The sequence below is a fragment of the Actinomycetes bacterium genome (assembly GCA_036000965.1).
Taxonomy (GTDB): Bacteria; Actinomycetota; CALGFH01; order CALGFH01; family CALGFH01; genus DASYUT01.
The window spans coordinates 1-26,429 of sequence record DASYUT010000109.1 but is presented as its reverse complement, the minus strand read 5'-3'; the positions used below and the strand labels follow the sequence as shown (position 1 = coordinate 26,429).

25 protein-coding genes are annotated in these 26,429 nt (G+C 74.2%); 6 read left to right on the top strand and 19 right to left on the bottom strand.

What is annotated here, in order from left to right; genetic code table 11:
- The first annotated feature begins 150 nt into the window (after positions 1-150).
- Together VG276_08835 and arfB are read left to right on the top strand one after the other, a co-directional pair.
- Entirely contained in the window at positions 151-1,950 is a 1,800-nt protein-coding gene (locus VG276_08835; protein ID HEV8649499.1) for a glycoside hydrolase family 15 protein, read from the top strand.
- Entirely contained in the window at positions 1,943-2,374 is a 432-nt protein-coding gene (gene arfB, locus VG276_08830; GenBank protein ID HEV8649498.1) for an alternative ribosome rescue aminoacyl-tRNA hydrolase ArfB, read from the top strand. Before VG276_08835 ends, arfB begins: the two co-directional genes overlap by 8 nt.
- Before the next feature lie 103 nt (positions 2,375-2,477).
- Here arfB and VG276_08825 read toward each other — a convergent pair whose 3' ends face one another.
- The 5 genes from VG276_08825 to VG276_08805 all read right to left on the bottom strand — a co-directional run bounded on the left by VG276_08825 (position 2,478) and on the right by VG276_08805 (position 7,429).
- The gene (locus VG276_08825; protein HEV8649497.1) at positions 2,478-3,026 is read right to left on the bottom strand and encodes a GNAT family N-acetyltransferase; all 549 of its coding nucleotides are present in this window, start codon (positions 3,024-3,026) and stop codon (positions 2,478-2,480) included.
- 22 nt (positions 3,027-3,048) lie between these two features.
- Positions 3,049-4,227, bottom strand: coding sequence for a cystathionine gamma-synthase (locus tag VG276_08820; GenBank protein HEV8649496.1), 1,179 nt, complete (start codon positions 4,225-4,227; stop codon positions 3,049-3,051).
- Positions 4,228-4,330: 103 nt separating this feature from the next.
- Positions 4,331-5,719 (bottom strand): cystathionine beta-synthase, encoded by a 1,389-nt coding sequence (locus VG276_08815; GenBank protein ID HEV8649495.1) that lies wholly within the window; start codon positions 5,717-5,719, stop codon positions 4,331-4,333.
- 105 nt (positions 5,720-5,824) lie between these two features.
- Positions 5,825-6,703, bottom strand: coding sequence for a mycothiol conjugate amidase Mca (gene mca / locus VG276_08810; GenBank protein ID HEV8649494.1), 879 nt, complete (start codon positions 6,701-6,703; stop codon positions 5,825-5,827).
- A gap of 150 nt (positions 6,704-6,853) precedes the next feature.
- Complete coding sequence (locus VG276_08805; protein HEV8649493.1) at positions 6,854-7,429, bottom strand: DUF5317 family protein; 576 nt, start codon at positions 7,427-7,429, stop codon at positions 6,854-6,856.
- Between the two features lie 98 nt (positions 7,430-7,527).
- On the opposite strand from VG276_08805, the gene VG276_08800 reads away from it, so the two are divergent.
- Together VG276_08800 and greA are read left to right on the top strand one after the other, a co-directional pair.
- Positions 7,528-8,340 (top strand): HAMP domain-containing sensor histidine kinase, encoded by an 813-nt coding sequence (locus tag VG276_08800; GenBank protein ID HEV8649492.1) that lies wholly within the window; start codon positions 7,528-7,530, stop codon positions 8,338-8,340.
- A 261-nt stretch (positions 8,341-8,601) separates the two neighbouring features.
- Positions 8,602-9,087 (top strand): transcription elongation factor GreA, encoded by a 486-nt coding sequence (gene greA, locus VG276_08795; GenBank protein ID HEV8649491.1) that lies wholly within the window; start codon positions 8,602-8,604, stop codon positions 9,085-9,087.
- Between the two features lie 112 nt (positions 9,088-9,199).
- Here the strand turns inward: greA and VG276_08790 are convergent, their stop codons facing one another.
- From VG276_08790 to eno, 6 genes are all read right to left on the bottom strand, one after another.
- Positions 9,200-10,132 carry a MerR family transcriptional regulator gene (locus tag VG276_08790; GenBank protein ID HEV8649490.1) on the bottom strand — a complete coding sequence of 311 codons (933 nt, stop codon included), beginning with the start codon at positions 10,130-10,132 and terminating at the stop codon, positions 9,200-9,202.
- Positions 10,133-10,151: 19 nt separating this feature from the next.
- Complete coding sequence (locus VG276_08785) at positions 10,152-11,165, bottom strand: Ppx/GppA phosphatase family protein (GenBank protein HEV8649489.1); 1,014 nt, start codon at positions 11,163-11,165, stop codon at positions 10,152-10,154.
- Positions 11,166-11,172: 7 nt separating this feature from the next.
- Positions 11,173-11,913, bottom strand: coding sequence for a DUF501 domain-containing protein (locus tag VG276_08780; protein HEV8649488.1), 741 nt, complete (start codon positions 11,911-11,913; stop codon positions 11,173-11,175).
- A 7-nt stretch (positions 11,914-11,920) separates the two neighbouring features.
- Positions 11,921-12,292 carry a S1 RNA-binding domain-containing protein gene (locus VG276_08775; protein ID HEV8649487.1) on the bottom strand — a complete coding sequence of 124 codons (372 nt, stop codon included), beginning with the start codon at positions 12,290-12,292 and terminating at the stop codon, positions 11,921-11,923.
- Positions 12,293-12,422: 130 nt separating this feature from the next.
- A complete protein-coding gene (locus VG276_08770) occupies positions 12,423-12,887 on the bottom strand; it encodes a septum formation initiator family protein (protein HEV8649486.1) in 465 nt (154 codons plus the stop codon).
- Positions 12,884-14,182 (bottom strand): phosphopyruvate hydratase, encoded by a 1,299-nt coding sequence (gene eno / locus VG276_08765; GenBank protein HEV8649485.1) that lies wholly within the window; start codon positions 14,180-14,182, stop codon positions 12,884-12,886. The genes VG276_08770 and eno overlap by 4 nt, the downstream gene beginning before the upstream one ends.
- Before the next feature lie 187 nt (positions 14,183-14,369).
- On the opposite strand from eno, the gene VG276_08760 reads away from it, so the two are divergent.
- Complete coding sequence (locus VG276_08760) at positions 14,370-15,206, top strand: hypothetical protein (GenBank protein HEV8649484.1); 837 nt, start codon at positions 14,370-14,372, stop codon at positions 15,204-15,206.
- Between the two features lie 13 nt (positions 15,207-15,219).
- Here VG276_08760 and mazG read toward each other — a convergent pair whose 3' ends face one another.
- From mazG to VG276_08720, 8 genes are all read right to left on the bottom strand, one after another.
- Positions 15,220-16,401 (bottom strand): nucleoside triphosphate pyrophosphohydrolase, encoded by a 1,182-nt coding sequence (gene mazG / locus VG276_08755; GenBank protein HEV8649483.1) that lies wholly within the window; start codon positions 16,399-16,401, stop codon positions 15,220-15,222.
- Positions 16,402-16,413: 12 nt separating this feature from the next.
- Positions 16,414-17,472, bottom strand: coding sequence for a peptidylprolyl isomerase (locus VG276_08750; protein ID HEV8649482.1), 1,059 nt, complete (start codon positions 17,470-17,472; stop codon positions 16,414-16,416).
- Between the two features lie 163 nt (positions 17,473-17,635).
- Positions 17,636-21,190 carry a transcription-repair coupling factor gene (gene mfd / locus VG276_08745; GenBank protein ID HEV8649481.1) on the bottom strand — a complete coding sequence of 1,185 codons (3,555 nt, stop codon included), beginning with the start codon at positions 21,188-21,190 and terminating at the stop codon, positions 17,636-17,638.
- A gap of 227 nt (positions 21,191-21,417) precedes the next feature.
- On the bottom strand, positions 21,418-22,374 hold the full coding sequence (locus VG276_08740) for a threonine/serine dehydratase (protein HEV8649480.1): 957 nt from the start codon (positions 22,372-22,374) through the stop codon (positions 21,418-21,420).
- A 19-nt stretch (positions 22,375-22,393) separates the two neighbouring features.
- On the bottom strand, positions 22,394-22,696 hold the full coding sequence (locus VG276_08735; protein HEV8649479.1) for a metalloregulator ArsR/SmtB family transcription factor: 303 nt from the start codon (positions 22,694-22,696) through the stop codon (positions 22,394-22,396).
- Positions 22,689-23,522, bottom strand: coding sequence for a PhzF family phenazine biosynthesis protein (locus VG276_08730; GenBank protein HEV8649478.1), 834 nt, complete (start codon positions 23,520-23,522; stop codon positions 22,689-22,691). Before VG276_08730 ends, VG276_08735 begins: the two co-directional genes overlap by 8 nt.
- Positions 23,523-23,564: 42 nt before the next feature.
- Positions 23,565-24,143: an aminoacyl-tRNA hydrolase gene (gene pth, locus VG276_08725; protein ID HEV8649477.1), complete on the bottom strand. Its 579-nt coding sequence runs from the start codon at positions 24,141-24,143 to the stop codon at positions 23,565-23,567.
- A gap of 40 nt (positions 24,144-24,183) precedes the next feature.
- Complete coding sequence (locus VG276_08720) at positions 24,184-24,858, bottom strand: 50S ribosomal protein L25/general stress protein Ctc (GenBank protein ID HEV8649476.1); 675 nt, start codon at positions 24,856-24,858, stop codon at positions 24,184-24,186.
- Positions 24,859-24,998: 140 nt separating this feature from the next.
- Between VG276_08720 and VG276_08715 the strand changes: the two genes are divergently transcribed.
- On the top strand, positions 24,999-26,429 hold a 1,431-nt coding region (locus tag VG276_08715; GenBank protein ID HEV8649475.1), incomplete at its 3' end, for a hypothetical protein.

Here is a 26,429-nt window from a genome sequence, read left to right as displayed (position 1 = left end):
CTCCGCCAGTGTACCCACGGGTAGCGGGCCGCCCCGCTCGGGCGGCACCCACAGGTCGCGGGGAGCCCCACTCGGGCGGCACGACGTTTGCCATACTGCGAACCAGATCAGCCAATGCCGGGACGTGGCCGCACGCACGAGGGACGAGCGATGCCAGCGCCGATCGAGGACTACGCGATCATCGGGGACACCCACACCGCGGCCCTGGTGAGCCGCGGCGGCTCGGTCGACTGGCTCTGCCTGCCCCGGTTCGACTCCCGGGCCTGCTTCGCGGCCCTGCTCGGCGACGAGCGCCACGGGCGCTGGCTCATCGCCCCAGCCGCGGAGGTCACCGGGGTCCGGCGCCGCTACCGGGGCGACACCCTGGTGCTCGAGACCGAGTTCCACACCCGGGACGGGGTCGTCCGGGTGGTCGACTGCATGCCGCCCCGCCAGCACGACCCCGACGTCGCCCGCGTGGTGGAGGGGGTGCGCGGCCGGGTGCCCATGCGGATGGAGCTGATCGTCCGCTTCGACTATGGCTCGATCATCCCCTGGGTGCGCCACGTCGACGGCGGGCTGCACGCCATCGGCGGGCCCGACTCGGTATGGCTGCGCACCCCGGTCAAGGTGCGGGGGCACAACCTCACCAGCGTGGCCGAGTTCACCGTGGCCGAGGGTGAGCAGGTGCCGTTCATGCTCACCTGGCACTGGTCGCACAAGTCCGCGCCCCGCGCCATCGACCCGGTGCAGGCGGTGCAGCAGACCGAGTCCTGGTGGCGGCAGTGGGCCGGCCAGCTCGTCTGGGACGGCCCCTGGCGGGACGCCGTGTACCGCTCCCTGCTCACCCTCAAGGCGCTCACCTACATACCGACCGGCGGCATCGTGGCCGCCCCGACCACCTCGCTGCCCGAGGCGCTCGGCGGGGTGCGCAACTGGGACTACCGCTACTGCTGGCTCCGGGACGCAACCTTCACCCTGTACGCGCTCATGATGGCCGGGGCCAAGAAGGAAGCCAGGGCCTGGCGCGAGTGGCTGCTGCGGGCCGTGGCCGGTGCGCCCGAGCAGATACAGATCCTCTACGGGGTCGCCGGCGAGCGGCGCATCGACGAGCTGACGCTGGACTGGCTGCCCGGCTACGAGGGGTCGGCGCCGGTCCGGACCGGCAACGCGGCCGTCAAGCAGTTCCAGCTCGACGTGTACGGCGAGGTCATGGACTCGCTCTACCTGGCTCGCGCCCTCGGCGTCCCGGCGGCCATTTCGTCGTGGGACCTCGAGCGGGCCCTGATGGACTTCCTCGAGTCCAACTGGCGCCAGCCCGACGAGGGGATCTGGGAGGTCCGAGGCCCGCGCCGGCACTTCACCTACTCCAAGGTGATGGCCTGGGTGGCGGTGGACCGGGCGGTCAAGGCGGTCGAGTTCTACGGCGAGCACGGCCCGCTCGGCCGCTGGCGCGCGCTCCGCCGCGAGATCCACGAGGAGGTCCTGCGCGAGGGCTACGACGCCGAGCTAGGGTCGTTCGTGCAGTACTACGGGTCGAAGCAGCTCGACGCCAGCCTGCTCATGATCCCGCTGGTCGGCTTCTTGCCCGCGACCGACCCGCGGATGCGGGGCACGATCGCCGCCATCGAGCGGGAGCTGATGCTGGACGGCTTCGTGCTCCGCTACCCCCCGGACGCGGCCGAGGCCGTCGACGGCCTGCCCGCCGGCGAGGGCGCCTTCCTCGCGTGCAGCTTCTGGCTGGCCGACAACCTCGCCCTGACCGGCAGGCACGACGAGGCCCTCGAGCTGTTCGAGCGCCTGCTCGACCTCCGCAACGACGTCGGCCTGCTCGCCGAGGAGTACGACCCCAAGTCCGGCCGGCTGCTGGGCAACTTCCCCCAGGCGTTCTCCCACGTCCCCCTGGTCAACACCGCCCGCCACCTGGTGGCGGGCCGGTCGGTCCGGGCTCCGGACGGCGGCCGTGGCTGAGACGGTCCGGGTCACCGACCGGGTGGCGATCCCGGTCGAGGAGCTCGAGTTCAGGGCGAGCCGCTCCTCCGGGCCGGGCGGCCAGGGGGTCAACACCACCGACTCGCGGGTCGAGCTCCGGTTCGACCTGGCCGGTTCCCAGTCGCTGACCGCCGAGGAGAAGGAGCGGGCCGCGCGCCGGCTGCGCGGACGGCTCAGCCAGGACGGGACCTTGCGGGTGGTGGCCCAGACCCAGCGCAGCCAGCTGGCCAACCGCCGCGCGGCCGTGGAGCGGTTCGCCGAGCTGCTCGCCACCGCTCTGGCCGTGCCCCGCACCCGCCGCCCCACCCAACCCAGCCGCGCGGCCGCTGCTCGCCGGCTCGCGGCCAAGCAGCGCCGAGCCGCCACCAAGCGGCTGCGCCAGCCACCTCACCCCGAGGAGTGAGCCGACTCGACGTCCTCTCCGCTCCTTCGCATCGGGTCCCCACCGGTCCCACGTAGCCCGCGGGCGTTGCAGGCAAACCAGGTGGGCGGCTGGGCGGCCCGGGTCAGCGGGCCTCGGGGGAGCCGGGCTCGGGAAGCAGCAGACCCATGACCACGGCGTCCCACAGCTCGCCGCTGCGCCGGCGGTAGTGCCGCCGCAGGTAGCCCTCGCGCTCGAAGCCGAACTTCTCGTACAGGGCGATGCCGGCCTGGTTGTGCGGCCACACCTGCAGGGCGATCTTGTGGGCGCCGGCGTCGCGGGCCCAGCCGATGGCGGCCTCCATGAGGGCGCTGCCCACGCCGCGGCCACGCCAGCCCTCGGCCACCAGCATCCCCAGGTCGGCCACGCCGTAACGGGCCAGTTCGATGCCGAGCTGGCCGACCGCCCGGCCGCCGGCCTCGGCCACGAACATGGCCACGTCGGCCCGCTCCAGCATCGCCGCCATGCGCGCCCGGCGCTGGTCGCGGTCCACGGGCGCCTCCCCGGCGATCCAGCGCCCCTCGGCGGCGACGGCGGCGTACAGCTCGACCAGGGTGTCGACGTCGGCCTGGGTGGCGGTCCGGACCACCAGACCGGGGTCCCCGCGGGCCAGGCCGGGGTCCCCGTGCGCCATAGGGTCCAAGGCGTCGCCGGGGTCAGCCGGCGGCGTCCGCGGCGGCGACGGCCTGCCGGAGGTCGGCGACCAGGTCGTCGGGGTGCTCGATGCCGACTGAGAGGCGGACCAGGTCGGCGGGCACCTCCGCGTCGGTGCCGGCCACGCTCGCGTGGGTCATCTCGCCGGGCAGCTCGATCAGGCTCTCGACCCCCCCGAGGCTCTCGGCCAGGGTGAACACGCGGGTGGCGGCCACCAGCCGCTTGGCCGCGGCCACGCCGCCGGCCGGCCGGAACGACACCATCCCCCCGAACCCGGTCATCTGGCGGGCGGCCAGCTCGTGCCCGGGGTCGCCGGGCAGGCCCGGGTAGCGGACCTCGACCACCTCGGGCCGCGACGCCAGGAACGCGGCCACCCGCATCGCGTTGTGGCAGTGGGCCCGCATGCGCAGCGGGAGCGTCTTGACCCCCCGCTGCACCAGCCAGCAGTCCATCGGCCCGGGCACCGCCCCGGCCGCGTTCTGCAGGAACTTGCAGCGGTCATACAGCTCGGGCAGGTTGGTCACGAGCGCGCCGGAGACCGTGTCGGAGTGGCCCCCGAGGTACTTGGTGGCCGAGTGGACCACCACGTCGGCGCCGAGCTCGAGGGGCTGCTGCAGGTAGGGGGTGGCGAAGGTGTTGTCGACCGCGCAGAGGGCGCCGGCCCCGTGGGCGAGCTGGGCCGTTGCCGCGACGTCGACCACGCCGAGCAGCGGGTTGGTCGGCGTCTCGACCCAGACCAGCCGGGTCTCGGAGCGGACCGCCTGCTTGACCGCGTCCAGGCTGGTCATGTCGACGGCGGTGACGGCAAGGCCCCACTCGGCGAACAGCCGGGCCGCGACCCGGTAGGTCCCCCCGTACACGTCGCTGGACAGCACGAGGTGGTCGCCGGGGCGCAGGGTCTGCAGCACGGTGGTGGTGGCGGCCATGCCCGAGGCGAAGCAGAGGCCGCCACCCGGCCCGCCCGCCGGCACGCCCTCCAGGGAGGCGAGCAGCGCCTCCAGGTTGGCCCGGGTCGGGTTGCCGGTGCGGGCGTACTCGTAGCCCTTGTGGCCACCGACCCCCTCCTGGGCGAAGGTCGAGGTCTGGTAGATGGGCGGGATGACCGCCCCGGTCTGCGGGTCGGGCGCCGAGCCGACGTGCACGGCCCTGGTCTCGAACTCGAGGTGGCGGTTGGCGGACATGTCGCTCTGCTCCGTTCTGGTCGCGAGCCTCTCTCGCGAGGCGACCGCCATTGAACACCACCCGGTGGCGACCCCGGCGAGGTTTCCCCGGTCGGCGCCGGGCTCAGCGGGAGCGGCTGCTGGCGGCCAGGTAGTCGAGGATGTCGGAGCGGGTCATGACCCCCACCGCCCGGCCGTGCTCGGTGACCAGCACGGCGGTCGAGCGGCCCTTGGAGAGCAGCTCGAAGGCGTCCTCGACGGCCTCGTGCTGCTCCACGGTGGGCAGGGGCGCGTCCATCACGTCGACGACCTGCGCGTCGAGCACCTCGGGCTTGCGGAACAGGCGCTCGAGCAGCGACCCCTCCTGGACCGAGCCGACCACGCTGGACACGTCGGACGGGTCGTCGCCCGACACCACCGGGAGCTGGCTCACCGACCAGGTGTGGAGCAGGTCGATCGCCTCCTTGACCTGCTGGTGGGAGGCCACGGTGAGCAGCGGCGGGGTGTTGTGGTGGAGCTTGCCGGCGAGCACGTCGGACAGGGAGCCTCTCCGCTGCCGGGGCAGGAAGCCATGCTCGCGCATGTAGTCGTCGTTGTAGATCTTGGAGAGGTAGCCGCGGCCGGAGTCGGGCAGGAGCACCACGATCGTGGCGTCCGGACCGTGCTCGCGGGCCACCTCCAGCGCCGCGTGCACGGCCAGCCCTCCCGAGCCGCCGACCAGCAGCCCCTCCTCGCGGGCCAGGCGGCGGGTCGTCTGGAAGGAGTCCCGGTCCGACACGGTGACGTAGCGGTCGACCACCGACTTGTCGAAGGTCGCCGGCCAGAAGTCCTCGCCGACGCCCTCGACCAGGTAGGTGTGCACGTCGTCGGGCTGGGAGTAGACCGAGCCCTCCGGGTCGGCGCCCACCACCAGCGTGCCCGGCTTGCGCTCCTTGAGGTAGCGGCCCACCCCGGTGATCGTGCCGCCGGTGCCGACGCCGGCGACGAACACGTCCACCGCCCCGCCGGTCTGCTCCCAGATCTCCGGCCCGGTGGTCTGGTAGTGGGCCTCCGGGTTGGCCTGGTTGGCGTACTGGTTGGGCTGGAACGCCCCTGGGATCTCGGCGGCGAGCCGGTCGGCCACCGCGTAGTAGGACTCGGGCGACTCCGGGGCCACCGCCGTCGGGGTGACCACGACCTCGGCCCCGTAGCCGCGCAGGAGGGCGATCTTCTCCTGGCTGACCTTGTCGGGCATGGTGAAGATGCAGCGGTAGCCCTTGAGGGCGGCCACGATGGCCAGCCCCGCGCCGGTGTTGCCGCTGGTCGGCTCGACGATCGTGCCGCCCGGCCCGAGCAGCCCGGCCTGCTCGGCCCGCTCCACCATGGCAAGCCCGATGCGGTCCTTCACCGACCCGCCCGGGTTGAGGTACTCGACCTTGGCCAGGACCGTCGGGGCCAGCCCGCGGCCGACCCGCGACAGGCGTACGAGCGGCGTCCCTCCCATGGTGTCCAGGATCGAGTCGTGCACCTGCATGGGAGCGGTCCTCCTTCGTCGGGGCCCGGCCGCGACCGGCTGCCGCCGCAGACCCTGGCACCGGTCGGTCCCGGAATTGTAGTCCCCGCGGACGCCGTCCCCGCCCTACCCCACCAGGGGCTCGCCGTCGGGGCCGATGCCCGCGAACAGGTCGGTCTCAGGGTCGCCGGTGGGGACCAGCGAGCGGACCAGGGTGTAGTCCTCCCACGGGTAGACCTCGGCCACCACCTCGTCGGGGATGGCGAACCCGCGGCTGTTCGGGTCGATCTGGGTGGCGTGGGCGATCAGGGCGTCCCGGCGTTGCGCCAGCCACCGGGACACGTCGATCTGGCTGGTGACGACCGGCTCGGGCCACGCGTCGTCGCTCCAGTGCTCGAGCCACTCCCCGTACGGGCTCTCGACCCCCCGGGCGATGGCGCCGGTGTGGATGGTCTCCAGCCGCCGCTTGGTGGAGGTCGCGTGGTAGTACAGCTTCAGCGGCTGGAAGGGCGGCCCGGCGTCCGGGTAGCGGGCCGGGTCGGCGGCTGCCTCGAAGGCCGGGACGGAGATCTCGTGGGTGCGGACGTGGTCGGGGTGGGGGTATCCGCCGCGCTCGTCGTAGGTGACGATCACCTGAGGCCGCTCGGCGCGGATGATCCGTACCAGGCGCCCGACCGCGTCGCCCAGGTCGGCGTTGGCGAAGGCGTCCGAGTGGGCGTTGGGCTCGGTGTCGGCCATGCCGGAGTCCCGGTAGCCGAGCCAGTAGTGGGCGTCCACGCGCAGGATCTCGAGCGCCTTGGCCAGCTCCTGCCTGCGCAGCTCGGGCATGCGCTCGAGGTTGCCCGGCTGGTCCATGGCCGGGTTGAGGATCTCCCCAGCCTCCCCGCCGGTGCAGGTCACCACCACGGTGTGCACGCCCTCGTCGGCGTAACGGGCGAAGGTGCCCGCGCCCTTGGACGACTCGTCGTCGGGGTGGGCGTGCACGGCGAGCAGGGTACGAGGCACCGTTGGACAGCTCCTTCAGCCAGGACAGCTCCTTCAGCCAGGACAGGGTCGCCCGCAAGGGTAGCGAAGCCCGCCCCGGTGCGCCGCCCGCAACCAGGCCCGTTCAGGGGCTGGGCGAAGCCCCCCGGCGCATCCCCAACCCAGGCCCGCTCAGGGACCGTCGGGCGCCGACGGCGGCCGGGGCCGGCGGAACCGGGGCGGGGAGGCCAGGCGGGAGCCGCAGACCCGGTGCACTCCCCAGACGGCACCCAGCCCGAGGAGCACGTCGCCGACGCTGAACACGTTGGAGAACGGCCAGGAGGCCGGGATGGCGAACACGTCGCCGAGGAAGGCGAGCCGCGGGTCGGCGACCGCGGCGGAGTTCCGGTAGCCGGAGGCGTCCACGGGCAGCCCGGCCGTTGCCAGCGCCGACAGCGAGGCCGGCATGACCCCGCCGTTGGCGAGGATCGCAAGCAGGTTCAGCGCGGCCCCGAGCGCGGCCAGCGGCACGCCGGGCAGGTGCCGGTTGGCCGCCACGAACACGCCCGCGACCGGGTAGGAGACGACCCCGAGAGCGACCCGCGCCCCCCTCGGCAGCCCGGGCAGGTAGAGGCTCACCACCTGGAGCGCGAGCGCCGCGAACAGCACCCAGCCAAGCCGCACCTCCACGTCGGCCAGGGCGGAGAGCCGGCCCCCGAGCAGCGGCACCGCGAGGGCACCTGTCAGGACCAGCACGACCAGGAACATCTCGCTCCGATCCGGAGTTTCGATAGATAGGTGAGGCTTATTTGGAATAGACGTTTGATCCTATTTAGGTATACTGAGCTACGAACCGACTCGGGGGGGTGAAGGGTCTGAACTGGTTCGCCGACGATGTGCGCACAGCGGGACGTTCCGGTCAAGCCGACCTGCTCGCCATCGTCTCCCACGAGCTGCGCACGCCCCTCACCGCCATCCTGGGCACTCTCACCGCCCTCGCCGGTCGCGACCGACACCTGACCCCGGCCGAGCGGGACGAGCTCCTCAGCATCGCCAACCGGCAGGGCGAACGCCTCAAGCGCCTGATCGACCAGCTCCTGCTCGCCTCCCGGCTGGAGGAGGAGGCCGCGGACCCGGTCGAGGCCCGCCCCCTGGTCGAGGCAGGCGAGCTGGTCCGCCAGACCGGGCGGGCCGTCCAGCTCTGCCACCCCGACCGCGACATCGTCATCGCCGTGCGGGCGAGCCCCCTGCCCGTCCGCGCCGCGCCCGAGGCGGTCTCTCAGGTGGTCACCAACCTGCTCGACAACGCCGCCAAGTACTCGCCCGAGGGCACCCCGATCCGGCTCGAGGCGGCCAGTACCGGCGGCCTGGTGGTGATCTCTGTCACCGACGCCGGCGCGGGCGTGCCGCCAGGCGACCGGGACCGGATCTTCGAGCGCTTCGCCCAGCTGGACGCCGGCGCGACCAGGCGCGCCGGCGGGATCGGGCTGGGGCTGTGGATCGCCCGCCAGCTCGCCCGCGCCCACGAGGGCGAGCTGCTCGTGGCCGAGGAAGCGGCCGGGGGCGGCGCCCGGTTCGAGCTCCGCCTCCCCCGGGCCGAGGGAGTCCAGGCGCCTGCCGAGGCCCACGCGCGCGGGTATCCTCGTACCGGCTCAAGCCCGGTCGCCGCGAGCCGATGACAAGACCCTGGCACCGGGCACCTTTCTCAAGGTAGCGTTTGCGTTCGCGGGCGTCATGCCCGCCTCTGCGCTTTCCGGGCCTTCGGCCACTTGTGTGGAGGTGGGGTGGGGGGCGGTGCCCGGCCGCCGGCTCGCGGGAACGCGACCCTGCAGCCGACGGAGGAGCCCAGGCAGTCCCGTAGCACGTCATCGACGGCCGGCATGGGGCACGTGCGAGCGCCCCTGCACCCGAGGTCCGGCCGGCCAAGGAGGTTCATTACCGTGTCCCAGCCAACCAGCGAACGCGCCACCTACCTGACCCAGGAGGCGTACGACCGCCTTGCGGCCGAGCTCGAGACGCTGAAGACCGAGGGGCGGGAGCGCATCGCCCAGGTCATCGGCGTGGCGCGGGAACACGGTGACATCCGGGAGAACGCCGACTACGACGCCGCAAAGAACGAGCAGGGGATGATGGAGGCGCGCATCCGCCAGCTCGAGGCAATCCTGCGCTCGGCGGTGGTCGGCGAGGCCCCCGAGTCCGACACGGTGGCGCCGGGCATGGTCGTCCACCTCGAGATCGCCGGTGACGAGGAGACCTACTTCCTCGGCAGCCGCGAGGAGGCGATCGAGGGCATGGACGTGCTCAGCCTGCAGTCGCCGCTCGGCCAGGCAGTCGTCGGCCGCCGCCCCGGCGAGGAGTTCAGCTACCTGACCCCGACCGGCCGCGAGCTCCCGGTGAAGCTCCTGGAGGCCGAGCCCCGCCGCTGACCCGCTTCGTGATCTCCAAACACCCTCGGGTCGGCGGTCGCGGTCGGGCCCTGGAGGCCGAGCCCGCCGCTGACCGCTTCGTGAGCCAGCTCCCCGGCACGGCGAGGCAGACTCAGCGGCGCCGGGTGGTGGACACGGCGTTGGAGATCGTGGCGGCACCGTCGATGGCCGGCTCGACCAGGACGTCGTCGGGCAGGCGGCTGGCGAGGTCGGGCGCCTGGGTGACGGCTGGGCCGCCCCACCAGTAGCGGGGGCCGCCGCCCGCGGGCCGGCCCCCGCCGGCCCGCGTCCAGGCCACCGCCTGCTCGAGCGACTCGGGCATGGTGATGCTGATCGCGACGCCGCAGGGCTCGAGGGCGGCCACGGCGCGCTGGACTGCCGAACCGGGCAGGCGGGCGCCCAGGTAGACCACCCGGTGCCCGCGGATGCGCAGGAGCAGTGTCAGCAGCAGCGCGCCCAGCTCGTGCTGCTCGTCGGGACCGCAGCCGACCAGCAGGGGGCAGCCGCGGGCTGCCGGGAGCCCGTCGAGCAGGCGGAGCGCCTGCCTGCGCAGGAAGTTGGAGGCGAAGTGCTCGGCGGCGATCGGCGGGCCGGCGCCGCTGGCGGTGGTCGCGATCGCCCGGGGGACGAGCTCCCGGACGGCGCCCTCCAGGCCGAGCAGGCGCTCACCGGCGAAGAACGCCGTCTCCGCGGCGGCCTCCTCGAAGGCGCGCAAGGCGTCGACCAGGTCGGCGAGGATGCGGTCGGGGTCGCGCTCCTCGACCGCGGAGGTCGTGCCGAGCAGGCCAGTGGCCTGGGCGATGGACATGCCCTCGGTCCTCCGCTGGACCAGGAAGTGGATGACGGCCACGTCGTGGTCGGAGTAGAGCCGCTGGTCGGACCGGGTGCGGGCCGGGCGGGGCCAGCCGTAGCGCCGCTCCCAGGAGCGCAGGGTGCTCGCGGGGATGCCTGTCATGGCCTCCACGGCCGTCACGCGGTAGCGAGGCTGGAGCTCCGTCTCCGCCCGTTCCCGGACTGGCTCCGTCGCCGAGCGCTCGGTGCGCACGTCCACCTCCTGGTCCAGGTCAGCATCCTGCTAACCCGAGGAGCACGCCGTCCAGGATATCCGTTTCGCTCGGCATGATTTGCATGAATCCGAACAATTTACAGGCCTCGGCGAGCAGCAGCGCACCGGCGGCGATGACGTCCTCGCGCCCGGCGGCCATGACCGGCAGCGCCGCCCGCTCGGCTACCGTCATCGCGCAGAGCATGTCGGCGGTGGCGGCGACCTGGGCTGTGTCCACGGTGGCCAGGTGGATCCGAGCCGGGTCGTAGCGGTCCAGGCCGAGCGCGATGGCGGCGACCGTGGTGACCGTGCCGGCGACCCCGACCACCCGGTCGGCGGACGCCGGGTCGAGCACGGCAGGCACCCGGTCGAGGTGGACGCGCGCGTCAGCGCGCAGGCAGGCCAGCTCCTCGGGGGTGGGCGGGTCGGTGTGGAGGTGGCGCTCGGTGAGGCGGACGCAGCCGATGTCGAGCGAGATCATCGCGTCGGGGACTCCGGGCGCCCCGGACGAGGCCGGGACCGCAGGTGGCGGGGAGAGCACCAGGCCGGGTGACGCTGGGGTCGTGGTGACCGGGCCCGGCGCCGGCCGGCCCCCGATGATGAACTCGGTCGAGCCGCCGCCGATGTCGACCACGAGGGTACGGCCGGCGCCGGGCCCGGCCAGTGCTCCGGTGACGCCGGCGAACGTGGCCACCGCCTCCTGGTCGCCGGTGAGGACCTCGGGCGCCACGCCGAGGCGCTGGCGCACCCCGGCGGCGAGCTCCTCCCGGTTGCGGGCGTCGCGGGTGGCGCTGGTGGCGACCACGCGGACCGCCTCGACGCCGAGCCGGTCGCAGGTGGCGGCGTAGCCGCCGAGCACCTCCAGGGTCCTGGCCAGCGCGCCCGGGTCGAAGCGGCGGGTACGGTCGACGCCCCGGCCGAGCCGGGTGATGACCATCTCGCGGGCGGGCTCGGCCACGATGCGGCCACCGGCGACGTCGGCGACGAGCAGGCGGGTGGAGTTGGTCCCGACGTCGACGGCGGCCAGACGCACGGCGACCTCAGCCCGCCCGGGGGCCAGGCGGCCGGCGCCGGCGTGGCGGCGCGGCAGGGTCCGCGAGCTCGGCGGCCGGCATGGCGGCGCGGGAAGGATACGACGGCTCGGCGGCCGGGGTGGCGGCGCGGGACGGGTCCACGCACGGGCCGGGGCAGTCGACGGGGTCGACGGCCCGCCGCACGATGCGGCCGACCGGGTCGGACCCGGTGGCCACCTCGTGGGCGTACAGGACGTGAAGGCACTTGACCCGGCCGGGAAGGCCGCCGACCCCCGGGTCGCCGGGCAGCCGGCCGAGGGCGTCGCGCTGGGCGAGGTAGCCCGCGTGCGCGTCGGCATGGGCCCGGGCCAGGTCGGGCTCGTCCGCGACCCGCTCGGAGAGAAGGGCGTTCCAGCCCGCCGCCTCCAGCCGGCCCACCGCGACCCTGGCGGCCGGGCAGGTCAGCCAGTACAGGGTGGGGAACGGCGTGCCGTCGGGGAGGCGAGGGGCGGTGCGCACGACCGCTGGGAGCCCGTAGCGGCAGCGGGCCGCGACCGCCAGCGAGCCGCGCGCCTCGCGGCCGAGCTGGGCTTCGACCAGCCCGCGCTCGGCAGGCGAGGCCTCAGGGAGCGACGCCGCCCAGCCCGGCTCGGCGCGGGTGTCCGCACCCGGCTGGGCGGCCCGGGACGGTATCCAGGTGGCGTGCAGGGGGTCGGGCGGCGCCGCCGGATCGGGCCGGCGCGGCGACCGGTTCGGCGTGCGGGGCAACGGCCGGCTAGCCGCGCCGGCCCTCGCGCTGCCGCTTGACGTCGACCAGCCGCTCCTCGCTCGAGCGCATGAACCGCTTGAGCTTCTGCTCGAACTCGGGGTCCTTGGCCGCCCGCCGGGGCCGGGAGACCTCGGGCTGCCAGTCGGGGGCGGCCTGCTTGATCGACAGGTCGATCTTGCCGTCGTCCTTCATCCCGACGACCTTGACGACCACCGGGTCGTCGATGCGCAGGTGCTCTTCGACCGAGCGGACGTAGTTGCGGTCGATCTCGGAGATGTGGACGAGACCCGTCTCGCCCGTCTCGAGCTTGATGAATGCACCGTAGGGGGCGAGGCGAACGACCGTGCCCGGGACGATGGCCCCGATCTCGGCAGGCATGCTGGCGACCGACACTCCTTCTGCTGTGGGGAACTCCACGGAGCCAAGCGGTGCTGGGCTCGGGTCCATCGTAGGGACGGCAATTCAGGCCGTCAACAAACGCACTTGCGGAATCAGGGCCCGCCCAGGGTCACTTCACCCAGCCGGTGAGGCGTTCCCAGACGCGCTGGGCCCACGACCGGTGGCGCTCCGTCGTCTGCCTGGCCACCGGCCGGTCCGGCGGCGGGGTGCCGTTCAGCTGCCAGGTCTCCTCGCCCGGACGGGCCATGTGGAAGTCGCGCTTGGCGAGCTGCTCGATGTGGGCGGGGTCGTTGAGGCGGGCCTGCTCACGGGCCAGACGGTCGTTCTCGGCTTGCAGCGCCTGGTGCTTGGCCTCGAGCGTGAGGATGCGGTTGCGCTGGGCCACGTAGGCGCGCAACGGGTAGACGGCGGTGGCGGCGAGCGCGAACAGGACGAGGAACAGGAGCACGCCCCGCGGGGTGAGGCGGAGCGGGGCTCGGGCCCCGGACCGCGGCCACCCCTGGGCCTCGGCGCCCGGGTCCGCCGCCGAGCCGGCGGACCCGGGCGCCGAGCCGGCGGACCCGGAGTGGCTCATCGGTCGCCGGCCGGGTAGGAGCGGGGGAAGGCGAGCCGCCCCGGGTAGCGGCCGTTCTCCCCAAGCAGCTCCTCGATGCGGAGGAGCTGGTTGTACTTGGCGACGCGGTCGGTGCGGCACGGCGCGCCGGTCTTGATCTGCCCCGAGCCGGCCGCTACGGCCAGGTCGGCGATGGTGGTGTCCTCGGTCTCGCCTGAGCGGTGGCTCATCACTGTGGTATAGCTGCCGCGGTGGGCCAGCTCGACGGCGTCGAAGGTCTCGGTCAGGGTGCCGATCTGGTTGACCTTGATGAGCACGGAGTTGGCCGCCCCGTCGTCGAGGCCCCGCTGGATGCGCTCGACGTTGGTGACGAACAGGTCGTCTCCCACGAGCTGCACCCGGTCACCGAGCGCCTCGGTGAGCGCGACCCAGCCCTCCCAGTCCTCCTCGGCCAGCCCGTCCTCGATCGAGACGATCGGGTAGCGGTCGCAGAGCGTCCGCCACAGCTCGACCATGCCGTCGGAGGCCAGGCTGCGGCCCTCCCCGGCCAGCTCGTAGCGGCCGTCCCGGTAGAACTCGCTGGCGGCCGGGTCCATGGCCAGGGCGACCTCCTCCCCGGGCTCGAAGCCGGCCTTGCCGATCGCCCGGACGAGCAGCTCCAGGGCGGCCTCGTTGCCGGGCAGGTTGGGCGCGAAGCCGCCCTCGTCACCGACGGCGGTGGACAGGCCCTGCTCCTTCAGCACGCCCTTGAGGGCGTGGTAGACCTCAGTGCCCATGCGCAGGCCCTCCGCGAACGAGGGCGCGCCCACCGGCACCACCATGAACTCCTGGAAGTCGACGTCGTTGTCGGCATGGGCGCCGCCGTTGACCACGTTCATGAGCGGCACGGGCAGCAGGTAGGTCGAGACCCCGCCGAGGTAGCGGAAGAGCGGCACGCCGAGGTAGTCGGCGGCGGCCCGAGCCACCGCCATCGACACCCCGAGGATGGCGTTGGCCCCGAGCTTCTGCTTGTTGTCGGTGCCGTCGAGGTCGAGCATCAGCCGGTCGACCGCCCGCTGGTCGAGCGCGTCCTCCTCTTCGAGCAGCTTCGGCGCGATGACCTCGTTGACGTTGCGGACGGCGTTGCGCACGCCCTTGCCACCGTAGCGGGAGCCGCCGTCGCGCAGCTCGACGGCCTCGAACCGGCCCGTGCTGGCCCCTGACGGGACGATGGCGCGCCCGGTCGCGCCGTCCTCGAGTTGGACCTCGCACTCGAGGGTGGGGTTGCCGCGGGAGTCCAGGACCTCGCGGGCGACGATGAGCTCGATGGCAGCGATGGAAGCCATAGTGGGAAAGCCCTCCCTGCGTTCGCGGCGGTCCGGGCGCGCGCGAGCATACCATCGCCGGTCGGCGGGATCGGGGATCTTTTCCACAGTGGCCACCACCCTCTCGCCGGCGCCGAATTCGACGCGGGCGCACGCGGTATCCTCGGCTCCTACTGGATTCTCGCCAAGGAGCCGTCCGATGTCGATGAGGGAGCGGGGTTGGCCGCGGGCCGGACGGTGGCTCTGCCTGGTGGCCGTGGTCACGGTCCTGGTGGCCGGCTGCAGCTTTGCCAGCGGCATGATCAGGACCCTGAGCGCCCTGAGCGACGCCGGTATCCACAACCCTGACATCAGCGGCGGCAGCAACCGGGTGACCCTGACCTATGACAGCAACGCGGGTGCGTCGGGGGTGCGCCACGAGCAGGACAGGGCGGCCGAGGTCATCTGGGACAACTTCCCGCTGCGGTTCTCCGAGCTGACCGTGATCGCGCGGACTCCGACAACGGGATCCGCGGACGAGCAGACCTACAGCCGCTCCGACCTCGAGGAGGAGTTCGGCCCCCGCCCGCCCGGGCTGGACAACACCACCGGGGACGTCGAAGAGGCCGCCCGGAGCACGGTCAGGAACGTGGTGATCGGGCTGATCATCGGCGGGACCGTGCTGCTCGCCCTGGTCGTGCTGGTCATCGTCCTCGTGGTCCGGGCCGCCCGCCGCCGCCCGGCCGCGCCGGCACCACCCCTGGCCCCCGGCTGGGGCCAGGCCAGGCCCGGCGCCCAGCAGGGCTGGGGACAGTCGCAGCAGGGCTGGGGCCAGCAGTGGTCCCAGCAGCCAGGCTACGGCCAGCCCGGCGGCCAGCCCGGCGGCCAGCCGGGCTACGGGCAGCCAGGCGGCCAGCCGGGCTACGGGCAGCCGGCGGAGGCGCCGCCGGCGGCGCCGCGTGAGGCGTCCGACGAGACGGTGCCCCTCGACGGGGGCGCCGGGGAGCCCCCGGCCTGGGAGCGGCCGGCGGACCAGGGACCCACGCCGCCGCGCTGACCGGCGCCCGGGCTCACGCCTCCGGTTGGGTGGCGAGGGAGCGCTTGGCCGCCTTCCAGTACCGTAGCCACGTGTCGAGGTCGAGGGTGGCCGGGTCCTTGCCTTCGGCCTCGGCCGCGGCCCGGGCGGCGGCGTAGCGGGCCCGGAACCGGCGGGCCGTGCGGCGCAGGGCCGCCTCCGGGTCCACGTCCACGGACCGGGCCAGGGCCACCACCGCGAACAGCAGGTCGCCCACCTCCCACTCGAGGTCGGCTGGCGTGGACGCCCCGCGTACCTCCTCGAGCTCCTCGGCCACCTTGTCGGCCGGGCCGTGCCGGCTGGGCCAGGCGAAGCCGCCCTCGGCCGCGCGCCGCTGCAGCTTGGCCGCGAGCTGCAGGGACGGCAGGGCCGACGGGATGCCGGCCAGCGGGTCGGTCCGGCCCTCCTCTTCCCGCTTGATCGCCTCCCAGTTGCGGACGACCTCCCCGGCCGACCCGACCCGCACGTCGCCGAAGACGTGCGGGTGGCGGCGGACCAGCTTCTCGGTGATGGTCCTGGCCACCCCGTCGACGTCGAACGTGCCGGCGTCCTCGGCCATCTGGGCGTGGAACACGACCTGCAGGAGCAGGTCGCCGAGCTCCTCGCGGAGGTGGTCGGGGTCGCCCTCGTCGATCGCGTCGAGCAGCTCGTAGGACTCCTCGACCAGGTGCCTGGCCAGGGAGGCGTGGGTCTGCTCGCGGTCCCACGGGCAGCCGCCCGGGCCGCGCAGCCGGGTCTCGGTCTCGACCAGGTCGAGCAGGGCGGAGCCTTTCGGCTCGCCCAGCGGGTACACCGCCTCCACCTCGACGTGCTGGCGCGCGGCCCGGTCGGAGACCATCTGGACCAGCGGCCCGTCGTTCACCGGCGGGAGCAGCAGCGTGGCCGTGCCGCGCTCGCTGGCCAGGTCGAGCAGGGCGTCGGCCCGCCGCCTGGCCGCGGCCACGCCCTCGAGGTCGAGGCCCTGGCCGACCAGCAGCAGGTCCCGGCCGGCCGGGCCGGTGTCCTCGGCCTCGGGCAGCACCTCCCAGGGGATCTCGGCGACGTCCAGGGCCGGGAGCGACGGGTGGCCGGCGTCGAGCACGTAGACCGGGTGCCCGGCGTCCAGCGCCCGCCAGGTCTGGGGCGGGAACAGCAGCGGGAAGCGCGGGCTGGACGCGACGAGGACGACTCTGGCCATGGCCGTGCGGCCCTACGGCCGGGACGTGGTGGTGGCCGGGCCCTCGGAGGGCTGCCTGGTGGGGGGCGCCGTGCTCTGCGGGGCCGTCTCCCGGTCGACCACCTTGCCCGCGGCAGCGTCCCAGCGGCCGAAGCGCGGGTTGACGGTCACGCTGGCCGCCTTGAGCCGCTTGGAGAACCAGTCCTGGACCGCGGTCTGCCTGCGCTGCTGCAGGCCGGGGTCGAGCTGGCCGCGGAGCTGGTCGTCGAGCTTCGGGAGCTGCACCCCGGTGACCTGGATCACGTGCCACCCGAACTGGGTCTTGACCGGCTCGGAGATCGGCGAGGCGCACGGCCCTTCGGTCTTGCCCTTGCAGTCGCCCTTGCCGGCGAGCTCGAAGCTCTTGTTGTCGAACTCGGCCACGGTCTGGCCCTTGCTCTGGAAGCCGAGGTCGCCACCCTTGTCCTTGCTTCCGGGGTCGGTCGAGTACTGCCTGGCCACCCCGGCCCAGTCGCCCTTGCCCTCGAGCAGCTGGCGGACCTTGTCCGCGGTGGCCTCGTCCTTGACCAGCACGTGGCGGATGTGGAGCTGCATGAACTCGGCCTTGCGCTTGCCGAGGGTCTCGGTCAGCGCCGCGTCGCTCGGGCCGGGCACCAGCTTGGCCGCGACCCGCTCGGCGGCGAGCTGGACGCGGAGCTGGTTGCGCAGGATCGGCACGGTCAGGTTGCGCTGGCGCAGCAGCTCTTCGAAGGCGCCGCCCTGAGCCTCCACCTGCTCCCTGAGCTGGGAGAGGCGGGCGTCGACGTCGGCGTCGGCGACCGTCACGCCCTCGCCCTTGGCCCCGCCGAGCACGATCTGGGACTGGATCAGTCCTTCGAGGGCCTGGCGGGTGGTGTCGTTGGCCGGCCGCGACTGCTGCTGGCTGCTGCCCACCTCGACCAGCGCGGTGAGCTCCTTGACCGGGATGGCGGTGCCGTCGACCGTGGCGGCTTGGTCGCTCGCGACCGTGTTCGTACCGGAACCGCAGCCGGCGGCCACCAGGGCGACCAGGATGACGAGGGCAGGCAGGAGACGGCGCACGACGAACCTCACGTTCTTGGATCCAGCGGTTGGCGACGGTCAAGGATAGCCGTCCCTGTCACTCGGCGTGGCCCGCCTGCCGGCTCGGGCGCCTCCGCCCGGCCGCGCCGGGACGGCGAGGACGACGGCGCCACGGACCCGGGAGCGACCGCGCCGGGACGGCGAGGACGACCGCTCAGGAGGCGGCCCGGTGGGGCTCGTGGCGGTGGTCGGCCGCGGGGAGCTCGGGGGCCTTCTCGGCGTCGAGGACGCCCTCCAGCAGCTCGGACAGCCAGGCGGGCAGGTCGACGGCTCCCGCTCCCCCGGCAGTTCCCAGCTTGGGCGTGCCCGGGTCGGCGGGCAGGGGCACGACCAGGGTCTGCTCGGCCGCCTTCCAGACCGCGCCCCGGTAGAGCCGGTCGAGGCGGACCTGCTTGGACTCGGGGAGCGCCGGCACCGGCGCGAGCCGGACCCGGCCGCCGAAGCAGACCACCTCGGTGAGCCCCAGGGCGGTCGCCTGGGCGCGGACGCCCGCGAGGGCCAGGAGGTTGCGGACCGGGGGCGGCGGGGGTCCGTAGCGGTCGGCCAGCTCGGCCCCGAGGGCCGCCACCTCGTCGACCGCCCTGGCCCCGCCCAGGCGCCGGTAGGCCTCCAGGCGGAGCCGCTCGCGCTGGATGTAGGTGGCGGGCAGGTGCGCGTCGACCGGGACCTCGAGCTTGAGGTCCTTGGGCTGCTCCACGGGCCGGCCGCGCATCTCGGCCACGGCCTCGGCCAGCATCTGCATGTACAGGTCGTAGCCGACCAGGGCCACATGGCCGGACTGGTCAGCGCCGAGGAGGTTGCCGGCGCCGCGGATCTCCAGGTCCTTCATGGCGATCGCCCGGCCGGAGCCCAGGTCCTGGTGGGTGGCGACGGTCGCCAGCCGCTGGTGGGAGGTCTCGGTGATCGACCGCTCCGCCGGGTAGAACAGGTAGGCGTAGGCGCGGTCGCGGGAGCGTCCGACCCGTCCCCTGAGCTGGTAGAGCTGGGCGAGGCCGAGGGCGTCGGCGCGGTCGACGATCAGCGTGTTGGCGGTCGGGATGTCGATCCCGGACTCGATGATGGTGGTGCAGACCAGCACGTCGTAGGCCTTGTCCCAGAAGTCGAGCATGACCCGCTCGAGATGCTCCTCGGTCATCTGCCCGTGGGCGATGCCGACCCGTGCTTCCGGCACCAGCTGGCGCACCCGCAGGGCCACCCGGTCGATCGAGTCGACCCGGTTGTGGACCAGGAACGTCTGCCCCTCGCGGAGCATCTCCCGCCGGATGGCGTTGGCCACGGTCGCCTCGTCGTAGGCGCCGACGAAGGTGAGCACCGGGTGGCGCTCCTCCGGCGGGGTCTCCATCACCGACATGTCGCGGATGCCGGAGATCGCCATCTCCATGGTCCGCGGGATCGGGGTGGCGGTCAGGGTGAGCACGTCGACCTCGGTGCGCAGCTGCTTCAGGTGCTCCTTGTGCCCGACCCCGAAGCGGTGCTCCTCGTCGACCACCACCAGGCCGAGGTCGGCCCACTTGGCGTCGGCCGACAGCAGCCGGTGGGTGCCGATGACCACGTCGACGGTGCCGGCGGCCATGGCGGCGACCACCTCGTCCTGCTCCCGCCTGGACTGGAAGCGGCTGAGCGTGGCGACCTTGACCGGGAAGGGGGCGAACCGCTCGGAGAAGGTGGCGAAATGCTGCTGGGCCAGCAGGGTGGTGGGGACCAGCACGCCGACCTGCTTGCCGTCGAGCACGGCCTTGAAGGCGGCCCGCACGGCGACCTCGGTCTTGCCGTAGCCGACGTCGCCGCACAGCAGCCGGTCCATCGGCACCGGCTGCTCCATGTCGGCCTTGATCTCCTCGATGGCGGTGAGCTGGTCGGGCGTCTCGGTGTAGGGGAAGGCGTCCTCCAGCTCGCGCTGCCATGGGGCGTCCGGCCCGAAGGCGTGTCCGGGCGAGGCCATCCTGGCGGAGTAGAGCCGGACCAGCTCGGCGGCCATCTCGCGGACCTTGCGCCGCACCCTTGCCTTCTGCCGGTCCCACTCGCGGCTGCCGAGGCGCGACAGCTTGGGCGCCTCCCCGCCGACGTAGCGGTTGATCAGCTCGACCTGCTCGCTCGGCAGGTACAGCCGGTCGCCCTGGTCGTAGGCGAGCACCAGGTAGTCGCGCTCGGCCCCGCCGATGGTGCGCTGCTCCATGCCGATGTAGCGGCCGATGCCGTGCACGGCGTGGACCACGACGTCGCCCGGCTGCAGCTCCTCGAGGGCGAGCTGGCCGCCCGCGTGCCGTGCGCGGTGGCGGCTGGAGGGCATGCGGGCCTGCTCGCGCGTCTGGCGCCTGGTCCCGTACAGGTCGCCCTCGGCCAGCAGCGCCAGCCTGCACGCCGGCAGGCGGAAGCCGGTCAGCAGCGGCGCGGTCCCCACCAGCACGCCGGGCCCGAGGTCGGCGGGCAGCTCGGCGGCCGGCGGCGGGACCACCAGGCCCTCCTCGCGCAGGACGTCGGCCAGCCGCTGGGCCGGCCCGGCCCCCTCGGTGCAGCACAGCACGGTGTAGCCGTCGGCGGCCAGCTCGCGGGCGTCGGCGGCCACCCTGGTGATGTTGGCCCGGTAGGGCTCGATGGCGTGGGCGTCCACGCGCACGGCGGTCGGGTCCCCGGAGTCGAACGGGCCGAGCCGCAGCACCGGCCGGCCGGCGTCGGCCAGCACCTGCTCCAGCGGCCGGTAGGCGATCCCCTCCATGGGTGCTTGCGAGCCTTCCGCGGCGGTCGCCCACGACGCCTGCATCGCCTCGTCGGCCTGGTGGCGGACCTCCTCGGCCCGGTCGAGGGTGCGCTTGGGGTCGACCAGCGCCAGCACGGCGTCGCCGGGCAGGTAGGCGGGAAGCGGCTGCAGGTGATCGAACAGCAGCGGCAGCAGCGACTCGACCCCCTCGACGTCCAGGCCCTCGGCGACCTGGGCGAGCAGGTCGCCGGCGACCGGCACCTCGGCGGCGAGCTGGCGGGCGCGGCCGCGCTCGGCCTGGGTGAGGCGGACCTCGCGGCAGGGGAAGGCCACCACCTGCGGCAGCTCGGTCAGCGAGCGCTGGCTGGCCACCGCGAACGCCCGGATGCTCTCGACCTCGTCGCCCCACAGCTCCACCCGGACCGGGTGGTCCTCGCCCGGCGGGAAGAAGTCGACCAGGCCGCCGCGGACGGCCACCTCGCCGCGGCGCTCGACCATGTCGGTGCGCTGGTAGCCGGAGGCGACCAGCCGCTCGAGCAGGTCCTCCAGCTCGACCCGGTCGCCGCGGGCCACCCGTACCGGCTCGACCGCGTCAAGGCCGGGGGCCAGCGGCTGCATCATCGCCCGCGCCGGCACCGTCAGCACGGCAAGCCCGTCCCCCCCTCCCTCCGCGGAGAGCCGCCGGATCAGGGCGAGGCGTCTGGCGACCGTCTCCGATCGGGGCGAGAGCCGCTCGTGGGGCAGGGTCTCCCACGCCGGGAACCAGGCCGCCCGGTCGGGGCCGAGGAAGGCGGCGACGTCAGTGGCGATCGCCTCGGCGTCGGCGGTGGTGGCGGTGACCACCACCAGCAGCCGGCCGCTGGCGGCGGCCAGCCCGGCGAGCAGGAAGGCTCTGGCCACGTCCGGGACGACCGCCTCGACCCGCTGCGCGTCCGCACCCTCCAGGGCGGCGCGCAGCTGTTGGAAGGCGGGGTCGGCGGGCAGCCGGTCGAGCAGGGGCTCAAGGCGCAACTTCGGGGTCCTCCGGAACGCGGCGGTGTGGGCGCACACAGGTAGCCCCCGACGGCCGAGGCCGGGGGGCTACCTGCTACAACGTCCAGACTACCGCAGCATTCCGACGAAGCCGGCTCGGCCGGCAAGGCTCGGGCGGGGCTGTCAAGACGCGGAGGCTGGCGCCGACATAGGTAGGGCCGGCGGCGGGGTCGAGCGGCTAGGCTCCCCTGCCGCCGGCCTGCGCGTCAGTCGGCCGGAGGGAGCTGCGGGACGACCACGCCGAGGTCGACGTTGCCGCCGGACAGGATCGTCCCGACCCGCGCCCCGGCGACGTCGCCGACCTTGCCGGCGAGCAGGGCGGCGACCCCGGCCGCGCCGGCCGCCTCGACCACCACCTTCATCCGCTCCATCACGAAGCGGACGCCGGCCAGCAGCTCGGTCTCGGAGACCAGCACCACCTGGTCGACCAGGTCGCGGAAGAGCGGGAAGGTGAGGGGTCCGGCGAAGGGCGCGCACAGCCCGTCGGCCACCGAGCGGGGCACGATCGGCACCGGCCTGCCGGCCGCCAGGGCGGCGGTCAGGGCGGCGGCCCCTTCCGGTTCGACCGCCACCACCCGGCAGCCGGGGTTGGCGTCGCGGATGGCCAGGGAGCTGCCGCAGGTCAGGCCGCCGCCACCGACGCAGACCACCCAGACGTCGACCGGCCCGGCGTCCTCGACCAGCTCCAGGCCGACGGTGCCCTGGCCGGCGACGATCTCGGGGTCGTCGAACGGGTGGACGAAGGTCAGGCCGCGCTCCCGCTGCAGCCGCTCGCTCTCGGCGAACGCCTCCCCGGTGGTGTCGCCGTGCAGGACCACCTCGGCGCCGTAGCCCCAGCAGGCGGCCACCTTGGCGGCCGGCGCGTAGGTGGGCATGACCACGGTGGCCTTCGCGCCCACCTGAGCTGCCGCCCACGCCAGGGCGGCGGCGTGGTTGCCGGCCGACACCGCCACCAGGCCACGGTCGCGAGCCTCCTCTGGCAGGGTGAGCAGCCGGTTCAACGCCCCGCGGACCTTGAACGAGCCGGTCTTCTGGACCGCCTCGTCCTTGACCAGGACGGCCGCGCCGGTCCGGCCGTCAAGGGTGGCCGAGGTCCGCACCGGCGTGTGGTGCACCCGGCCAGCGATCCGCGCCGCTGCGGACCGCACCGCTTCTGGGTTCACGCTGACCTCCTCGTGGTGATCACAGCTCCTGCCGGATCCTATGCTTGAACGCCGCGATCGCGGTCTCGTCGCGCCTGTAGAAGGTCCACTGGCCGATGCGCTTGGCGGTGACGAGCCCCGCGCGCGCGAGCGCCTGCAGGTGCGCGCTGGCGGTCGGCTGGGCGACGCCGAGCTTCTCGGCGATGAACAGCACGCAGACGCCGTCCTCGACCAGGTCGCCGTCGCGCTGTGGCGGGAAGTGCGCCCGCGGGTCCTTCAGCCAGGCAAGCACCTGCAGCCGCCGCGGGCTGGCGAGCGCGCCGAAGACCTCGACGTCAGACAAGGAGCTCGCCGCGGGCGACGACCACCGCGGAGCCCGCGACCTCGACCCGGTCGATCCGGTCGCCGTCCCCCTCGACCCTGGCGTAGAGGGTGGAGGGGCGGCCGATCTCGGCGCCCTGGCGGATCTCGATCTCCTGGCCGAAGGCGATCCGGCCGTGGCGTGCCAGGTGCACCGCCAGCGGCCCGGCGGCCGAGCCGGTGGCGGGATCCTCGGGGACGCCGTCGCCAGGGGCGAACATGCGGGTCTTCCAGCGGGTGCCCGAGCCGGCGAAGCAGTTGGCCTCGACCCCGGGCATCCTGGTGAGCGCGCCCAGGTCCGGCTCCAGCGCCGCCACCGCCTGCTCGCTCTCCAGGGCGACGTAGACGTGCTGCGGCCCGTTGCGGTAGACCTCGATCGGCAGCCGCGAGGACTCGACCCGCAGCGCCGCCAGCAGCTCGTCGGCGCGCCGGTAGGGCTCCCAGGTCGGGATCGGCTGCTGCATCCGCCCCGCGGCGATGCGCCCGTCCTGCCGCTGGAACGCGACCGGGACCAGGCCGGCGCCGGTCTCCAGCCGGATCGCGTCCTGCCCTGCCTGCTCGGCGAGCACCCAGGCGGTCCCCAGCGTCGGGTGACCGGCGAAGGGCAGCTCGGTGAGCGGGGTGAAGATGCGGACCCGCGCGTCGCCGCCCGCCTCGGCGGGGAGCACGAAGACGGTCTCCGAGAGGTTCATCTCCCTGGCGATCTGCTGCATCCGCTCGGCGGGGACGCCGCGGCCGTCGGTGAAGACGGCCAGCGCGTTGCCCTGCAGCGGCGTGTCGGTGAAGACGTCCACGATCACGTAGTCCATAGACGTAAAGCTATATCGCTATACGCCAATGTGGCAACGGCGCTAGCGGTTGTGGCGGTCCTGGGCCAGTTCCAGCGGAAGGTGCACCAGGTCCATGGCGGCGTCGGCGGCCCGCTCCAGCAGTACGTCGAAGTCCTCCGCCTCCCGCCTGGGGATCCGGTCGAGCACGTAGTCGGCAGGGTCCTGGCGCCCGGGCGGGCGACCGATGCCGATCCGCACGCGGAGGAAGTCGGGCGTGCCGAGCGCCTTGACGATGTCCTTGAGGCCGTTGTGGCCTGCCGTGCCCCCGTCTCGGCGGACCTGCAGCTTGCCGGCGGCCAGGTCGATCTCGTCGTGGACCACGATGATCCGTTCGGGCGGCGTCTTGTACCAGCGGGCCAGCAGGGAGGCAGGGCCGCCGGACTCGTTGACGTAGCTGGTCGGCCGGGCGAGCACGACGCGGGCGTCGCCGTCCCGGATCTCGGCCACCTGGGCGCGGTTGCGGGACCGTTTCAAGGTGACGCCGGCGCGTGCGGCCAGCCGGGCGACCACCATCGCCCCGGCGTTGTGCCGGGTCCCGCCGTACTCGTCGTCGGGGTTGCCGAGCCCGAGCACGATCCAGGGAGCGCCGTCGTCGCCCATGGCCGGCCGCCGTCGCCTGAACGGGAACCGCAACCGGGCGCTAGCCTTCCGTCCGGCCCTCGCCCTCGGCGGCCTGGCCCTCGCCCGCCGCCTCGGCGGCCAGCGCCTCGCCCTCGGCGACCTCCGCCTCGGCCGCCTCGGCCTCCTCCGGCTCGGGCTCGACCGCCGGCGCCACCACCGAGACCACCGACGCCTCCTGCTCCTCCAGGATGGTGGCGCCCTCGGGGGCCTTCAGGTCGGCGACCCGCAGCACATCGCCGATGCCGAGCCCGGAGACGTCGGCCTCCACCGCCTCTGGCACGTTGGTCACCTCGGCCTCGACGTGGACCTGGTAGAGGTCCTGGTCGATGATGCCGCCCTCGCGCACCCCGACGGCGTCGCCCACCAGGTGGACGGGGACGGACACCCGGACCTTCTCGCCCCGGCGGACCAGCAGGAAGTCGACGTGGACGAGGGTGCCCTTGACGGCGTGGCGCTGGATCTCCTTGGCAAGGGCCAGATGCCTGGTCCGGCCGACCTGCAGGTCCAGCAGCACGTTGCTGCCGGCGTCGGTGCGCAGCGCCTGGGTGAACTCGCGGGCGTTGATGCTCAGGTGCTTCGGTTTGGTGCCGTGCCCGTAGAGGACGGCCGGGACCCGCCCGGCGGCCCGCAGGCGGCGGGCGGCTCCCTTCCCGGCGTCCGCGCGGCTCTCGGCTGCCAGCTTGTACTCGGACATCGGGAACGGGCCTCCTCTGGCGGGTTCGGAAACGCAACGCTGCAAGGCCCGGCAAGGCCCGGCGCGCGCCGAGGGTAGCAGCGCCCGTCCCGCCAGCTCAACCGCCGCCCACGCCGGCAGGTCGCTGCTATGGTTCCGGCGTGCCCGGCCTGGAGCTTCGCGACCTGCTCAGCCTTGACGTCCTCGACTGGCGCCTCAGTGGAGACCCGGCGCGCTGGCGGCGGGCCAGGGAGGCGACCGAGGGGATCGGTCGGGACGTCGACTGGCGTGGCGTGCTCGCCGCGCTCGGCTACCAGCTGGAGCGACGGGGGCGGCGCGGCTGGCTCGCCCGCCACGCCGGCCGGCCGGTCGCGGTGGTCCACCGGCTGGGGGACCCGGCGGAGTTCGACCGCCTCGACCAGGACGGCCGCTCGCCCGTCGGCGTGCTGCTGCATCACTGCGCCGCCGCCGGTGTCCCCTTCGGCCTGCTGGTCTGCCGGCGGCGCCTGCAGCTGTTCCACGACGACCCGGCGACCGGTGCCGCCTCGGCCCGCCTCCTCGACCTGGACGCCGGCGCCCTGCCGGACGGCCAGCGGCCGTACCTGGCCCTGCTGGGCCCCGACTACCTGGCCGACGGCCAGCTCGCCGCCCTCCAGCGGGAGGCCCGCGAGGCCGCCTCCGCCCTGCACCGGCGCCTGGACGGGACCATCCGGCAGACCGTGCTCCCGGCCCTCGGCCGGGCGCTCGGCCGCTTGGCGCGGTCGCGGGGCCTCGACCCGGCCGGCGGGCAGTTCCGCCAGGAGCTGGAGCATGCGGCCCTCACGCTGCTGTTCCGGGCCCTGTTCCAGCGCTGCGCGGAGCGTTCCGGCGCCGCGCTCGGCGGCCTGGACGAGACGGCCGGCGACGGCGCCCCCGGCGCGGGCAGCCTCCAGCAGGCGCTGCTGGCCGACCCCGAGGTCGCCGCCGTCCTGCTCGGCCTCGGGCGCGACCCGGCGGCCCTCGAGGCCGTCGATCTCGGCCACCTCTACGAGGGCCTGCGCTCCCTGCGGCTGGCCGCCGGCGACGCCGGCGAGCTGCGCTGGCAGGCCCACGAGGGGGACCGCAAGGGCGGCGGCGTCTACTACACCCGCCCCGAGCTGGTCCGCCACCTGGTCGGGCAGACGGTCGTGCCGGCCTTCCGGGCGCACCTGGAGCGGATCGGGGAGCTGGCCGCCACCGACCAGCAGGCGGCCGCCGCCGGGCTGCTCGACTTCGCCGTGCTCGACCCCGCCTGCGGCGGCGCCGGCTTCCTGGTCGCGGCGGTCGACCAGCTGACCGACGAGCTGGTCCGCTTCCTCGGCCGGACCCCGCTGCCCCCGCTGCGCGCCGCCCTCGACCGGCTGCGCGCCACGGCAGGGGGGGACGTGGAGGCCGGCGACCTCGCCCTGCTGCGCCTGCTGGTGCTGGAGCGCTGCGTGTTCGGGGTCGACGTGAGCCCGATGGGCGCAGCGGTCGCCGCGCTGTCGCTGCGGCTGGCGACCCTGGTGCCCGGCCTGCCCCCCGCCGACCTCGGCCGCAACCTGGTGGTCGGCGACGCCCTGGTCGGCGTGCTG

Coding starts and splice junctions, on each gene's coding strand:
- VG276_08805 (HEV8649493.1), bottom strand. CDS start 7,429: ATGTTCCTGGTCGTGCTGGTCCTGACAGGTGCCCTCGCGGTGCCGCTG.
- pth (HEV8649477.1), bottom strand. CDS start 24,143: ATGGGCGACGACGGCGCTCCCTGGATCGTGCTCGGGCTCGGCAACCCC.
- VG276_08720 (HEV8649476.1), bottom strand. CDS start 24,858: ATGTCCGAGTACAAGCTGGCAGCCGAGAGCCGCGCGGACGCCGGGAAG.
- VG276_08820 (HEV8649496.1), bottom strand. CDS start 4,227: ATGTCCGCCAACCGCCACCTCGAGTTCGAGACCAGGGCCGTGCACGTC.
- VG276_08770 (HEV8649486.1), bottom strand. CDS start 12,887: ATGAGCCACTCCGGGTCCGCCGGCTCGGCGCCCGGGTCCGCCGGCTCG.
- VG276_08825 (HEV8649497.1), bottom strand. CDS start 3,026: ATGGCGCACGGGGACCCCGGCCTGGCCCGCGGGGACCCCGGTCTGGTG.
- VG276_08775 (HEV8649487.1), bottom strand. CDS start 12,292: ATGCCTGCCGAGATCGGGGCCATCGTCCCGGGCACGGTCGTTCGCCTC.
- VG276_08815 (HEV8649495.1), bottom strand. CDS start 5,719: ATGCAGGTGCACGACTCGATCCTGGACACCATGGGAGGGACGCCGCTC.
- mazG (HEV8649483.1), bottom strand. CDS start 16,401: ATGGCCAGAGTCGTCCTCGTCGCGTCCAGCCCGCGCTTCCCGCTGCTG.
- VG276_08730 (HEV8649478.1), bottom strand. CDS start 23,522: ATGGACTACGTGATCGTGGACGTCTTCACCGACACGCCGCTGCAGGGC.
- VG276_08760 (HEV8649484.1), top strand. CDS start 14,370: ATGTCGATGAGGGAGCGGGGTTGGCCGCGGGCCGGACGGTGGCTCTGC.
- VG276_08835 (HEV8649499.1), top strand. CDS start 151: ATGCCAGCGCCGATCGAGGACTACGCGATCATCGGGGACACCCACACC.